9 protein-coding genes and 1 pseudogene are annotated in these 14,084 nt (G+C 71.4%); 8 read left to right on the forward strand and 2 right to left on the reverse strand.

The window, feature by feature from the left end:
• Positions 1–738: 738 nt before the first annotated feature.
• Positions 739–1,231, reverse strand: a pseudogene (locus AUL35_RS15490) (IS5 family transposase); the annotation flags it as partial.
• Between the two features lie 218 nt (positions 1,232–1,449).
• Between AUL35_RS15490 and AUL35_RS15495 the strand changes: the two are divergent.
• The 8 genes from AUL35_RS15495 to AUL35_RS15530 all read left to right on the forward strand — a co-directional run bounded on the left by AUL35_RS15495 (position 1,450) and on the right by AUL35_RS15530 (position 12,120).
• Positions 1,450–2,217 carry a 5-oxoprolinase subunit PxpA gene (locus AUL35_RS15495; RefSeq protein ID WP_062016328.1) on the forward strand — a complete coding sequence of 256 codons (768 nt, stop codon included), beginning with the start codon at positions 1,450–1,452 and terminating at the stop codon, positions 2,215–2,217.
• On the forward strand, positions 2,214–3,836 hold the full coding sequence (gene pxpB / locus AUL35_RS15500) for a 5-oxoprolinase subunit PxpB (RefSeq protein ID WP_156418020.1): 1,623 nt from the start codon (positions 2,214–2,216) through the stop codon (positions 3,834–3,836). The genes AUL35_RS15495 and pxpB overlap by 4 nt, the downstream gene beginning before the upstream one ends.
• Positions 3,833–5,566: a biotin carboxylase N-terminal domain-containing protein gene (locus AUL35_RS15505; RefSeq protein ID WP_062016330.1), complete on the forward strand. Its 1,734-nt coding sequence runs from the start codon at positions 3,833–3,835 to the stop codon at positions 5,564–5,566. Before pxpB ends, AUL35_RS15505 begins: the two co-directional genes overlap by 4 nt.
• Complete coding sequence (locus tag AUL35_RS15510) at positions 5,563–7,281, forward strand: peptidase M14 (protein WP_062016332.1); 1,719 nt, start codon at positions 5,563–5,565, stop codon at positions 7,279–7,281. The genes AUL35_RS15505 and AUL35_RS15510 overlap by 4 nt, the downstream gene beginning before the upstream one ends.
• A gap of 97 nt (positions 7,282–7,378) precedes the next feature.
• Positions 7,379–7,900, forward strand: a complete 522-nt coding sequence (locus AUL35_RS15515) for a 2Fe-2S iron-sulfur cluster-binding protein (RefSeq protein WP_062016334.1) — start codon at positions 7,379–7,381, stop codon at positions 7,898–7,900.
• The gene (locus tag AUL35_RS15520; RefSeq protein ID WP_062016336.1) at positions 7,897–8,883 is read left to right on the forward strand and encodes a xanthine dehydrogenase family protein subunit M; all 987 of its coding nucleotides are present in this window, start codon (positions 7,897–7,899) and stop codon (positions 8,881–8,883) included. Before AUL35_RS15515 ends, AUL35_RS15520 begins: the two co-directional genes overlap by 4 nt.
• 59 nt (positions 8,884–8,942) lie before the next feature.
• The gene (locus AUL35_RS15525; protein ID WP_202814283.1) at positions 8,943–11,201 is read left to right on the forward strand and encodes a xanthine dehydrogenase family protein molybdopterin-binding subunit; all 2,259 of its coding nucleotides are present in this window, start codon (positions 8,943–8,945) and stop codon (positions 11,199–11,201) included.
• 85 nt (positions 11,202–11,286) lie between these two features.
• The gene (locus AUL35_RS15530; protein WP_062016339.1) at positions 11,287–12,120 is read left to right on the forward strand and encodes an aldo/keto reductase; all 834 of its coding nucleotides are present in this window, start codon (positions 11,287–11,289) and stop codon (positions 12,118–12,120) included.
• Between the two features lie 28 nt (positions 12,121–12,148).
• Here AUL35_RS15530 and AUL35_RS15535 read toward each other — a convergent pair whose 3' ends face one another.
• Positions 12,149–13,981 carry an ABC transporter ATP-binding protein gene (locus AUL35_RS15535; RefSeq protein WP_062016341.1) on the reverse strand — a complete coding sequence of 611 codons (1,833 nt, stop codon included), beginning with the start codon at positions 13,979–13,981 and terminating at the stop codon, positions 12,149–12,151.
• Positions 13,982–14,084 lie beyond the last annotated feature (103 nt).

A 14,084-nucleotide genomic window follows, 5' to 3' on the forward strand; every position in this document is an offset into this window, starting at 1 on the left:
ATAAGAGGCGGGCCGGCTCGCGGCCGACGCGTCGGCCCGTTCGTGTTGTTCAAAACGTCGGGCAGGCCCCGTCATGTCGGCCGCGCACCTACGGGGGGCGATCGAAGGCCGGTTCGCCCGGCCGGGACGATAGCCGAGCGAGACCGAGGCAGGTATCCTCGCCTTCATACAACGACCGTTGGCCCGGCCGCTAACCTCGTGTCACTTCGAGGGCCGGCCCGTCAGGGTACCAGGGTCCTCGACGGGCTTCCACGTCATCCCGTTGCCGCTCGGGGCCATGGTTTCCGAAGCCCCACCCTGTCCGGAAGCGTCGCTTCTCGCAGACCCGACCGAGCCGGATGCGATGCTCCCCGATGCTGTCGATGGCACGGCTCGACTTTCTGCCTGGGACGAGCTGTTGACGTAAGTTCCGACAGGAGCCGACCGACCGGAGCCAACACCCACCGTGGAGTTCGTCACGGCGGATGTGCCTGCGGTCGCTGAGCTACCTCCGACCGTACTTCCTGCGGACGAACTTCCGGAACCGCCGCCGCCGCCGGAGCCTCCACCCGATTGCGCAGCGGCTGGAAGCGAGGCGGCGAGGCATGTGACGATCGCGAGAGCAAGACGCTTCATGAAACTCTCCCATTGGATCCTGGAAAGACGTTCCGAAAGGCGAAGGTGTTCCACCGTGCCGACGACGGCTTCCTCCATGCGTGGGCTCGCGGATGGCAGACCCGCCAAACTCAGGACTCATGCTTAGAGCCAGAAGAGCGCGGTGGCTGCGAGCGCGATGGCGGAGAAGACGGTTGGACCGCTATCGTAGCGGGTCGTGCCCCGCCGCCGGTCCTTGAGGCGGCCAAACATGATCTCGATGCGGTTGCGTCTGACGGAGCGGTGTTTGTCGTGTCCGACGGGCGCGTTGCAAGACTTCCATCCTGGAATGCAGGGTTTGATGCCCTTCGCTTGCACGGCGTCCCGGAACCAGGCGGCATCGGTGCCCCGATCCCCCAGCTGGCACTGAGCCTTGGGCAGATCGTCCAGAAGCGCGGCTGCCCCGGTGGTGTCGCTGATCTGTCCGGCGGTCAGGAAGAAGCTCAGCGGACGACCGTTCGCATCGGCGACAGCATGGAGCTTGGTGTTCATGCCGCCCCCGAGTGCGACTGATCAGGCGGCCAGTCCCCCTTTGACCGCCAAGGCTTGATGCCGTGCGGTGCGCCCTCCGGTCGGTCGCGTCGATCATGACGGTCCCGGGATCGGCGCCGACTGCCATGGCTCTTGCGAGAGAACGGACGAAGCTGCTCCGTCTGCTCGTCCGTCAGCCAGGATAGGCCACTCATGTCCAGTCCCGTCGGACGGAGTCCAGCTCAGACAGAACGCATCGATTCAGTGGGTCCTGATCCTGGGCCCTATCCTTGTTCCGCCACACCTTCTAGCCTTCGCGTCGGCCTGGAAGGAGCTTCGCCGCCTGTGTCTCTTTCGATCGATCTCAACAGCGACCTTGGCGAAAGCTTCGGCGCATGGCGCATGGGCGACGACGAGGCCATGCTCGCGATCGTCTCCAGCGCCAACGTCGCCTGCGGCTTCCATGCGGGAGACCCGGCGGGCATCCTGCGCACGCTGCGCGCGGCGGTCGGACGCGGCGTGGCCGTCGGCGCCCATGTCGGCTACCGCGACCTCGCGGGCTTCGGCCGGCGCACCATGGACCCGTCGAGCGAGGAGCTGGTGGGCGACGTGATCTACCAGATCGGTGCGCTCGAGGGGCTCGCCCGCGCCGCCGGCACGCGGGTCGCCTATGTCAAGCCGCACGGGGCGCTCTACAACACGATCGCGCAAGGCGGCCGGCAGGCCGCCGACATCATCGCGGCGATGCGGACCGTGGACCCCACGCTGCCGCTCGTCGCGCTGGCCGGCTCTCCGCTGGTGGGGCAGGCCAGCGCGGCGGGGCTCCCCGTCGTCGCGGAAGCCTTCGCCGACCGGGCCTACACACCGGACGGCCGGCTCGCCCCGCGCGGGGAGCCGGGCGCGGTGATCCACGACGCCGCGCTGGTCGCGCGCCGCATGCTGACGCTCGTGCGCGAGGGCGCGGTCGAGGCCACGGACGGAACGCGCGTGCGCGTCGAGGCCCGGACGATCTGCGTCCACGGCGACAACCCGGCGGCGGTCGAGATCGCCCGGTGCCTGCGCGACGCGCTGGAGCAAGACGGCGTCGCGATCCGCCCCTTCGCGGCGGCATGACGGCACCGGGCCGAGACGGCCCTCGCCTGCGCGTCTTTCCGCTGCGCGAGGGCGCGGCGCTGGTGGAACTGCTCGATCTGGAAGCGACGCTCCGCCTCCTGGCGGCGTTCCACGCGCGGCCCGTTGCGGGGGTGAGCGAACTCCTGCCGGCCGCGCGCACGCTGTTCGTGCGCTTCGACGAGGCGGTTTTGAGCCTCGATGCGTTGATAGCAGCGCTGCGCGAGCGTCACGCCATGGATGCGGACGCCGGGGCGGGTGGCCGCCTCGTCGAGATTCCGGTGGTCTACGACGGCGAGGACCTCGGCGAGGTATCGCGCCTGACCGGCCTGACCGCCGCCGAGGTGGTCCGCGCCCATCGCGCGGCGACCTATACGGTCGCCTTCACGGGCTTCGCGCCGGGATTCGGCTACCTGACGGGGGGCGACCCGCGCCTCGCGGTGCCGCGTCGCGCGAGTCCCCGCACGCGCGTTCCGGCCGGCGCGCTCGGCCTCGCCGGCCCGTTCAGCGGCGTTTATCCGAAGGCGAGTCCCGGCGGCTGGCAGCAGATCGGGCGCACGCCGCTCGTGCTGTTCGATCTCGCCCGTGATCCTGCCGCCCTGCTCCAGCCGGGCGACCGCGTGCGCTTTACGGAGCTTGCCGCCATGCCCGCCGTCTCGCCGCCGGATCCCGCGACGCCGCGCTCGGCGAGAGACCCGGCGGACGCCGCGCTGGAGGTGCTCGCCATCGGCCTGCCGGTTCTGGTGCAGGACCTCGGCCGCCCGCGTCTCGCCGCGCAAGGGGTTGGCCGGGCCGGGGCGGCGGACCGCGCGAGCCTTGTGCTCGCCAACCGGCTCGTCGGCAATCCGCCGGGGGCCGCCGCCCTGGAGGTGACGCTGGGCGGGCTTCGGCTGCGCGCGCACGGCCGCCTGACGATGGCGCTCGCCGGGGCGACCGCGCCGATGGATATCCGGGCGCGCGACGGGTCGGGCATCGAGGCGCCGCGCAGCCGCGCGATCGCGCTGGAGGACGGCGATACGATCTCGATCGGCGCACCCGATGCGGGCCTGCGCACCTACCTTGCCCTGCGCGGCGGGTTCGACGCTCCCACCGCGCTCGGCAGCGCCTCGCGCGACACGCTGGCCGAGATCGGGCCGGAACCGCCGCGCGTGGGCGACAGGCTGGCGGCCGGCCGCCTGCGGCCGCTTGCGCCGGTCGCGCTGGACGATCCCCCGCCCTTCGCGCTGCCGCGCGCCGGCGAGTGCGTGACGCTCGACGTCGCGCTCGGGCCTCGCGCGGACTGGTTCACCTTACAGGCTTTGGAGCGCTTCCTCGCGCAGGAGTGGCTCGTCTCGATCCAGTCGAGCCGCGTCGGCCTGCGCCTCCAGGGCGCGTCGCTGGAGCGGCGGATCGCAGGCGAGCTGCCAAGCGAGGCGACGCTCCACGGCAGCGTACAGGTACCCCCGAGCGGCCTGCCCGTCCTGTTCCTCACCGACCACCCTCTCACCGGCGGATATCCCGTGATCGCGACGCTTCTTGACCACCATCTCGACCTCGCCGGCCAGATCCCGCCCGGCGCCCGCATCCGCTTTCGCGCGGCAAGGCCCTTCGCGCCGGTCCACATCACCGGAGACGACGCATGAGGCGGGTTCTGGTCGCCAATCGCGGCGAGATCGCCGTACGCGTCATCCGGGCCTGCCGCGACCACGGCCTCGGCTCGGTCGCCGTCTATGCCGACGACGACGCCGACGCGCCCTTCGTGCGCATGGCGGACGAGGCCCATGCGCTGCGCGGGGCGACGGCCGCCGAGACCTATCTCGACATGGACAAGCTCATCGAGGCCGCCCGCCGCTCGGGCGCCGACGCGTTGCATCCGGGCTACGGCTTCCTGTCGGAGCGCGCGGAGTTCGCCCGGCGCGTTCTTGCCGAGGGGCTGACCTGGATCGGACCGGACCCGGCCGTGATCGAGGCGCTGGGCGACAAGGTCGAGGCGCGGCGCATCGCGCGCCGCGTGGGCGCGCCGCTGGCGGAGGGCAGCGAGGGGCCGCTCGCCGGACCCTCGGAAGCGCTCGATTTCGCGCGGCGCTTCGGCCTGCCGGTCGCTATCAAGGCGGCCCATGGCGGCGGCGGGCGCGGACTCAAGATCGCGCGCGAGTTCGGCGAGGTCGAGGACTTCTTCCGCTCGGCCGTGCGCGAGGCCGAGGGCGCCTTCGGGCGCGGCGAATGCTTCGTGGAACGCTTCATCGAGCGCCCGCGCCACGTGGAGGCGCAGATCCTGGCCGACCGGCACGGCCATGTCGTAGTGCTGGGCACGCGCGACTGCTCGCTCCAGCGCCGCAACCAGAAGCTCGTCGAGGAGGCGCCCGCGCCCTTCCTCGCGCCGGACCAGCGCGAGGCGATCGAGACGGCGGCCCGCCGCATCTGCCGCGAAGCCGGCTATGTCGGCGCGGGCACGGTCGAGTTCCTGGTCGGCGCAGACGGCACGATCTCGTTTCTCGAGGTGAACACGCGCCTCCAGGTCGAGCACCCCGTCACCGAGGAGACCGCGGGCATAGACCTCGTGGTGGAGCAGTTCCGCATCGCGGAAGGGAAGCCGCTCGCCTTGCGCGGGACGCCCGCGCCGCGCGGCCACGCCATCGAGTTCCGCATCAACGCCGAGGACCCGGGGCGCGGCTTCCTGCCGGCGGCGGGCCTGATCGAGCGCTTTACCGCCCCCTTCGGTCCCGGCATCCGCCTCGACAGCGGCGTCGAGAGCGGGTCGCGCGTCTCGGCCCGGTTCGACTCGCTTCTCGCCAAGCTCGTCGTCACCGGCGCGACACGGGCCGAGGCGCTCGCGCGCGCCCGGCGGGCGCTCGCAGAGTTCGCGGTCGAGGGTGTGCCGACGGTCCTCCCCTTCCACCGCGCCGTCGTCGACCATCCGGATTTCGCGAGCGAGCGCTTCGCCGTCCACACGCGTTGGATCGAGAGCGAGTTCGCCGCCGACCTCGAGCCCGGCGCCCGGCCCCCAGCGCTTGCCACCGCGCTCCTGCGCGCGCCGGTCGAGATCGACGGGCGGATGGTTGAGATCGGCCTGCCACGCGCCTTCCTGCGCCTCTTGGGTTCGGGCACTTTTGGCACGACACCGCTCGTCGCAGAACCGGAGCCGGGCGATCCGACAGAGGTCCGCGCGCCGCTGCCCGGAACGCTCGCGCAATGGCGTGTCGCGGACGGCACGCGTGCCGGGATGGGCGACACGCTCGCCGTGATCGACGCGATGAAGATGGAGACGCCGGTCGCGGCCCCCCTCGCGGGCACGCTGCGCCGGCTCGTGGCGGAAGGGGCGAGCATTGCGGCGGGCGAGGTGATCGCGCGCCTGGAGCCGGATGCATCGTGACCGTGATCGGAGACAGGCGCTTCGAGCGCACGCTCGATCGTCTCGTGCGAGAGGCGGTGCCGGGCACGAGCTTTGAGGCCTGGACCTTCGACGACCGCGAAAGCCGGCTTCGCGCGGAGCGGATACTGGCCGCGCGCGGCGTCTCGGCGCGTATCCGCTCGGCCTACAAGCCGCTTGTCCACGCCTTTCGCGAGGAGATCGACCTCGCGGGCGTCCGGCGGATCGAGCTCGGCTACCCCGTCCGCCCCGAGGCACCGTCGAACCGCTTCCGCCTGGAAGCCTATCCGCTAGCGGCCCTTGTCGGCGACCGGCCGCTCGACATGAACCCGCACGAGGAGGGAACCCTCACGTATCGGCTGCGCCTGCACCGGGTGGACGGGATCGAGGAGCGCGAGGTCTTCGCGCCGAACCGCCTCCACCGGGACGAGGGCGGCGCGCTCCACCTGTCGCCGACCGGCTGGCTGCGCCCGGCCGGCGAGATCGAGGGCGCGCGGATCGCGACGGACTACGAGGCGATCTTCGAGGCGGCGCTGCGCCTCGTGGCGGACCATTCCTTCGCCGGCCCCGAGCCCTTCTTCGAGGAACTCGGCATCCTCGTGACCCTACCGGCCGCCGACGAGCCGCTCGGGGTCGCCCACGAGGCGTCGAGCCTGCGCGAGGCGCTGCACGAGGACCTTTACTTCTCGCTCCTCGCGCATTTCGGCCGGCGTACCGGCCGCCCGGTCGGCGACCGCCGGCTGCGTCCCGGCCAGATCGTGCCCGAGGTGGCGATGGGGCCCGACATCACCCTGCGCATCGAGTTTCGCCCCTTCGCGCCGACGCTGCCCGCCCCCGCCGAAGAGGAGTCCGTCGAGACGGCGCGCGAGCCGCTGTCGCCCGAGATTGTTGCGCGGTCGCTGGAGCGGATCGGCGGCGAGCGGATGCTCGCGCTCAGCCGCGCGGGCCGCCCGGTCGAGGCCCGCTACCACCGTGGCTCGGACGCGGCGGTCCTGATCAGCGGCGGCCAGCACGCCAACGAGACCACCGGCACGATCGGGGCGCTTCGCGCCGCCCGGCGGCTCGCGGCCCGTCCCGGCGCCCATTTCACGGTGTCGCCGCTGGAAAACCCGGACGGCACGGAGGTCCACCGCCGGCTGCGCGCTCTCGACCCAGCCCACATGCACCACGCCGCGCGTTACACGGGCTTCGGCGACGATCTCGAACACCGGGAGCCGAACGAGGGCGACGGCGAGGAAACAGTCCGCCGGATGGCCGTGGAGGGGAGCGGCGCGCGCCTTCACCTCAACCTTCACGGCTATCCCGCGCACGAGTGGACGCGCCCCCTGTCGGGCTACGTTCCCGCCGGCTTCGCGCAGTGGACCCTGCCCAAGGGCTTCTTCCTGATCGCGCGCCACCATCCCGGCTGGGAGCGGGAGACAGAGCAGCTTCTCGACCGCGTCACGCGGCATCTCGCCACGATGCCGGCGCTGGTCGCCGAGAACCGGCGGCAGATCGCGCTTTACGAACGCCACGCCGGCGAGACCGGGTTCAACTATCGCAACGGCTGGCCCTGCCTCGTCTCGGCCGAAGCGCGCGCCGGCCTTCCCGTGACGCTCGTCACCGAATATCCCGACGAAACCATCGGGGGTACGGCCTTCGAGGCGGGTCACGCGGCGCAGATGGAGGCGGTGCTGGCGGCCTACGAGGCGTGGCAGGAGATCATGGCTCTCGCCTGACCCTGGCGCCTGCGGCGCTCAGTCCGCCTGACGATCCGCCCTTGGCGAGAGCCTGGACCGCTTCTAGTTTGGAGCGCGTCCAGATCAGGGGGTTCCGATGAGCATCACGATCAACGGCCAGAGAGTGGAGGCGCCCGGCGATCCGCGCGTCTCGCTTCTCGATCTACTGCGCGACCGGCTCGGGCTGCCCGGAACCAAGAAGGGCTGCAACCAGGGTGCCTGCGGCGCCTGCACGGTTTTGGTGGATGGCGAGCGCATCATCTCCTGCCTGGCGCTGGCGGTGCAGTTCGAGGGGCGCGAGATCACCACGATCGAGGGACTGGCGGGCGCGGACGGCCTTCACCCGCTCCAGCGCGCCTTCGTGGAGCACGACGGCTTCCAGTGCGGCTACTGCACGCCGGGGCAGATCGTCTCGGCCGTCGCCATGGCGGGCGAGGCGGCGCGCGGCCTGCCGAGCGCGGTCACGTCCGACATCGCGGCCGCCGCCATCCCCCTCACCCGCGAGGAGATCGCCGAGCGCATGAGCGGCAATCTCTGCCGCTGCGGCGCCTATAACGGCATCGTCGAGGCCGTGGCCGAGACCTTCGCCGCGCAAAAGCGCGAAGAGGTGGCGGCATGACCCCGTTCGAATTCCAGCGCGCCGCGGATGCGCAGGGCGCGATCGCGGCGGCGGCCGCCGCCGGCGCGAAGTATCTGGGCGGGGGCACCAACCTCCTGGACCTGATGCGCGAGGGTATCGAGCACCCCGCGCGCCTCGTCGACGTGACCGGCCTTCAGGGCGACATCCGGGAAACGGAGGGCGGCGGGCTCCTCGTCGGGGCCGCCGTGCGCAACACCGCGCTCGCCGAGCATCGCGCGGTGCGCGAGCGCTATCCCGCGCTCGCCCGCGCCGTCCTGTCGGGCGCGAGCGGCCAGATCCGCAACATGGCGACCGTGGGCGGTAACGTCCTCCAGCGCACGCGCTGCACCTATTTCTACGACGGCGCGGCGCGCTGCAACAAGCGCGAGCCGGGCGCGGGCTGCGACGCGCGGGAGGGCTTCAACCGCATCCACGCGATCCTCGGCGCCTCCGAGGCGTGCGTCGCGACCCACCCGTCCGACATGTGCGTGGCGCTGGTCGCGCTCGACGCCGTGCTGCACCTCGCGGGACCGGACGGGGCGCGCACCCTGCCGCTGGAGCGGTTCCACCGCCTGCCGGGCGAGCGGCCGGACCAGGAAACGGAACTCAAGGCCGGCGAGCTAATCGCCGCGGTCGAGCTGCCCGCCCTCGCCTTCTCCGCCCGCTCGACCTATCGCAAGGTGCGCGACCGCGCGTCCTACGCCTTTGCGCTGGTCTCGGTCGCCGCCGCGCTCGACCTCGGGCCGGACGGGCGGGTGCGCGACCTGCGCCTGGCGCTCGGCGGCGTCGCCCACAAGCCCTGGCGGGCGCGGCGCGCGGAGGACGCGCTGCGCGGCGAGCGGCTCGACGCGGACGCCCTGCGGCGGGCGGCCGATGCCGAACTCGCCGACGCAAAGCCCCTTCGCGACAACGGCTTCAAGATCGAGCTCGCGCGCCGCACCCTGGCCGCGACGCTTCTGGGACTTTCGGGAGACCGGGCATGAGCAGCCTCATCGAGAGCGCCAAGGGCGCCGTGCAGGCCGTCGCCAAGAAGGCGATCGAGATGGCCCCGGACAGCTGGGTGCCGGGCGGCGTACCCGACCCGCTGATGCGCGAGAAGCACGGGCTGATCGGCGCGCCGGTCTCGCGCCTCGACGGTCCCCAGAAGGTGCGCGGCGCGGCGCGCTTCGCCGCAGAGGTCCCGGCCGAGCGCCTGGCCTATGCGGCGCTCGTCTACGCCGCCGTTCCCAAGGGCCGCATCACAGCGCTCGACACGGCCGAGGCCGAAAAGGCGCCCGGCGTCGTCCTCGTGATGACCCATCGCAACGCCCCGCGCCTGAAGCCGATGCCGGTCTTCGGATCCGGCCAGAAGGCGAACGGCGGCAACAACCTGCCGATCCTGCAGGACGACAGCATCCACTGGAACGGGCAACCGATCGCCCTCGTCCTGGCCGAGACGCAGGAGGAGGCCGACCACGGCGCCGCGCTGATCCGCGTCCGTTACGAGACCGAGCCCGCGCTCACCGCGTTCGAGGAGGCGAAGGGGCGCGGCACGGAGCCCGGCCGGTTCATGGGCCAGCCGATGCGCGTCGAGGTGGGCGACGCCGAGGCGATGCTGGCCAAGGCGCCGCACAAGGTCGACGCGCGCTACACGACGCCGCGCCACTCGCACAACCCGATCGAGCTTCATGCCGCGACCGTCCATTGGGACGGCGACGCCCTGCGCGTCCACGACGCCACCCAGGCCGTCTCGCATACCGCCTGGTCGCTGGCGCAGATCTTCGGGATCGACGAGGCGCAGGTCCACGTCACCTCGCCGTTCGTGGGCGGCGGCTTCGGCTCCAAGACGCTCTGGGAGCATCAGGCGCTGGCGGCGGCGGCCTCGAAGATGGCGGGGCGGCCCGTTCGTATCGTCCTGTCGCGCGAGGGTGTCTATCGCATCGTGGGCGGACGCACCTTGACCGAGCAGCGCGTCGCGATCGGCGCGCAGGGCGACGGCGGCTTCGACGCCATCATCCACACCGGCACGGTCGCGACCACCCCGCACAACGGCATGCCCGAGCCCTTCATCCTGGCGACGCGCGGCGCGTTCGCGGCGAAGAGCTTCCTGCTCGATGTCGAGACCGTGCGCCTCGACATGGTGGCCAACACGTTCATGCGCGCGCCCGGCGAGGCGGTCGGCACGTTCGCGCTGGAGTCGGCGGTGGACGAGTTGGCGCATGAGCTGGGAATCGACCCGATCGAGCTGCGCGTGCGCAACGAGCCGGAGCGCGATCCACTCGAGGGCACGCCCTTCTCCTCGCGCCATATCGTGGAAGCCTACCGCGCGGGCGCCGAGCGCTTCGGCTGGAGTCGGCGGGAGGCGCCGGGCCGACGCCGCGAGGGCGAATGGCTTGTGGGGCTCGGCTGCGCCACCGCGACCTATCCCTACTACCGCATGCCGGGCGGGGCCGCGCGCATCACGCTGCGCCGCGACGGCACGGCCCATGTCGCGATCGCCGCGCACGAGATGGGCATGGGAACGGCGACGGTGCAGACCCAGGTCGCGGCCGAGCGCCTCGGCCTGCCGATGGAAAGCGTCGGCTTCGCCTATGGCGACTCGACCCTGCCGGGCGTGGTGCTGGCGGGCGGCTCGCAGCAGACCGCCGCGATCGGCGCGGCCGTGATCGCCGCCCACCGCAAGCTCGTGGCCGAACTCCTGAAGCTCGCCGGCAACGACACGCCGCTCGCCGGCTTGACCCCCGAGGAGGTCGGCGGCCTCGATGGGGGCCTCGCCAAGCTCGACGAGCCGGAGCGCTTCGAAAGCTACGCCTCGATCCTGTCGCGCGCCGGGCAGGACGAGGTCAGCGCCGAGGCCGACGGCTCGATGCCGCTCGAGACGCAGCACTGGTCGATGCACTCCTACGGCGCCCTGTTCGCCGAGGCGCGCGTCAACGCGGTGACCGGCGAGGTGCGCGTCTCGCGCGTCCTCGGCTCCTACGACTGCGGGCGCATCCTGAACGCCAAGACCGCCGCCAGCCAGTTCCGGGGCGGCATCATCATGGGCCTTGGCCTCGCGCTCATGGAGGAAACGCAGTTCGACGAGCGCACAGGCCGCATCATGAACCCGAGCTTGGCCGAGTACCATGTGCCGGTGCATCTCGACGTGCCGCCGATCGAGGTGATCTGGACCGACATTCCCGACCCGCATACGCCCATGGGCGCGCATGGCGTCGGCGAGATCGGCATCACGGGCGTGGCGGCGGCGGTGGCCAACGCCGTGTTCAACGCGACCGGCAAGCGCGTGCGCGACCTGCCGATCACGCTCGACAAGCTGCTGTAGCCCGGGACGTCGGGGCGCCAGACGCCTCGACTTCCCGGCCCAGCGCCCGACATGACGGCTCCACACCCCATTCGGAGCCGATGACGTGAGCGAGCAGACCCATATCAAGCTGAACGACGGACGCACGATCCCGCAGGTGGGTCTCGGCGTCTTCAAGGTGCCCGACGAGGACGCAGCCAGCGCCGTGCGCACGGCGCTGGCTGCGGGCTACCGCCACGTCGACACGGCGGCCGTCTACAAGAACGAGCGCGGCGTCGGCGAGGGCCTGCGCGCGGCCGGCCTGCCTCGCGACGACGTCTTCGTCACCACCAAGCTCTGGAACGAGAGCCAAGGCTTCGACGCGACGCTCCATGCCTTCGACGAAAGCCTGGAGAAGCTCGGGCTGGACGCGGTCGACCTCTACCTCATCCACTGGCCCTCGCCCGCGCGCGGCCTCTTCGTGGACACGTGGAAGGCGTTCCGGCGCCTTCACGAAGAGGGTCGCGCCAGATCGATCGGCGTGTCCAACTTCACGGCCGAGCACATCGACCAGATCGTCGCCGAGACCGGCATCACGCCGGTTCTGAACCAGATCGAACTCCACCCGCGCTTCCAGCAGCGGCCTTTGCGCGAGGCGATGGAGACGCGCGGCGTCGTGACGGAGTCCTGGAGCCCGCTCGGCCAGGGCGGCGACATGCTGAAGGACCCGGTGCTGGCGCGCATCGCCGAGAAGCACGGCAAGACGGCGGCGCAGGTCGTGATCCGCTGGCACGTCGACAACAGGCTGGTGGTGATCCCGAAGTCGGTGACGCCGAGCCGTATCGCGGAGAACATCGCGGTCTTCGACTTCCGCCTGGACGACGAGGATCTGGCGGCGATCGCCGGGCTCGACGCCGCGGACGGCCGCATCGGCCCCGACCCGATGACCGCGAAGTTCTGAAGAACGGGAGTGGGGGCTCGCCCGGCCCCTACTCCGCCGCGTCCATGAAGCCGCCGGTCTGGCGCTGCCAGAGGCGGGCGTAGAGCCCGCCGCGCCCGACGAGCTCGGCATGGGTTCCGGTCTCGACGATGCGGCCCCGGTCCATCACCACGAGCCGGTCGAGCCGGGCGATCGTGGACAGGCGGTGCGCGATGGCGATCACCGTCTTGCCCTCCATCAGCTCGGTCAGGCTCTCCTGGATCGCGGCTTCGGCTTCCGAATCCAGAGCCGAGGTCGCCTCGTCGAGGATCAGGATCGGCGCGTCCTTGAGAAGGACGCGAGCGATCGCGATGCGCTGGCGCTGGCCGCCCGACAGCTTCACACCGCGCTCGCCGGCATGGGCGTCGAACCCCTTGCGCCCGCGATAGTCCACCAGCGTGTCGACGAAGCCGTCGGCGCGGGCGCGCCGCACAGCCGCCATCATCTCCTCGTCGGTGGCGAGCGGGCGGCCGTATTTCAGGTTGTCGCGGATCGAGCGGTGGAGAAGCGAGGTGTCCTGCGTGACGACGCCGACCGCCGCGCGAAGCGAGTCCTGCGTGACCCCGGCGATGTCCTGCCCGTCGACCGTGATGCGCCCGCCCTCCAGGTCGTAGAGGCGCAGGAAGGTCGAGACCAGCGTCGACTTGCCCGCGCCCGACGGCCCGACGAGGCCGATCTTCTCGCCCGGCCGGATCGTGAGGTTGAGGTGGTCGAGCGCGCCCCCGCGCTTGCCGTAGTGGAACGACACGTCCTCGAAGCGGATCTCGCCGCCCGACACCACGAGGGCCGGCGCCGCCTCGCGGTCGAGGATCGTGTGGCCGACCGCGATCGTCGTGATGCCGTCCTGCACGGTACCCACGTTGTCGAAGATCGCGGTGAGCTCCCACATGATCCAGCCGCTCATGTTGATGATGCGCACCACGAGACCGCTGGCGAGCGCAATCGCGCCGACGCTGACCTGGCCGTGGCTCCAGAGCCAGACGGCGAGCGCGCCGGTGGCGAGGATCAGAGCTGAGTTGGCGAAGCTGATCAGGAGCGACATGCCGCTGATGAAGCGCTGCTGGGTGTAGAACTTCGCGGTGTGGTCGGTCAGCGCATGGCGGGCGTAGTCGTCCTCGCGCTCGGCATGGGCGAAGAGCTTCACCGTCTGCATGTTGGTGTAGCTGTCGGTGACGCGGCCCGTCAGGGTCGAGCGCGCCTCGCTCATGACCTGCGCCGCGCGCGCCACGCGCGGGATGTAGTGGCGCATCACGAGGACATAGGCGGCGAGCCAGACAGCCAGCGGCAGGGTCAGGCGCCAGTCGGCCTCGAGAAACAGGAACAGCGCGCTGACGACGTAGACGACGACGAACCAGAGCGCGTCGATCACCTTCACCGCCGAGTCGCGCAGGGCCGGCCCGGTCTGGATGACCTTGGCCGCGACGCGGCCCGCAAAATCGTTGTTGAAGAACGAGATCGACTGGCGCAGCACGTGCCGGTGGTTCTGCCACCGGATCATGTTGGTGACGCCCGGCGCGATGGTCTGGTTCTTGACGAGGTCGTGCGCGGCGTTGAGGAGCGGGCGCGCCACCCCGATCACGAAGCCCATCCAGAGGAACGTGCCGCCGTGCTCGGCCCAGAGGCGGTCGGGCGTGGTGGAGCTCAGGATGTCGACGATCGCGCCGATATAGCGGAAGATCGCGACCTCGATGATCGCGACCAGAAGGCTGAACACCGCGAGCGCGGCGAAGCTTGGCCAGACCTGCCGCAGGTGGTGCCAGAAGAACGCGCCGAGGCCGCGCGGCGGCTCCCGCATCGGGTAGGACCGGAACGGGTCGATGAAGGATTCGAAGAAGCGGAACATGGCGGGAACCCGGCGGCGGGGCCGGACTGAAAAGGCCCGACCATAAGGTTCAGATAATATTCTCGCGACCTAGAAGCGGAGTGCGGCGGGAACGGGGCTGCGC

Source organism: Aureimonas sp. AU4, from assembly GCF_001463765.1.
Lineage (GTDB): Bacteria > Pseudomonadota > Alphaproteobacteria > Rhizobiales > Rhizobiaceae > Aureimonas.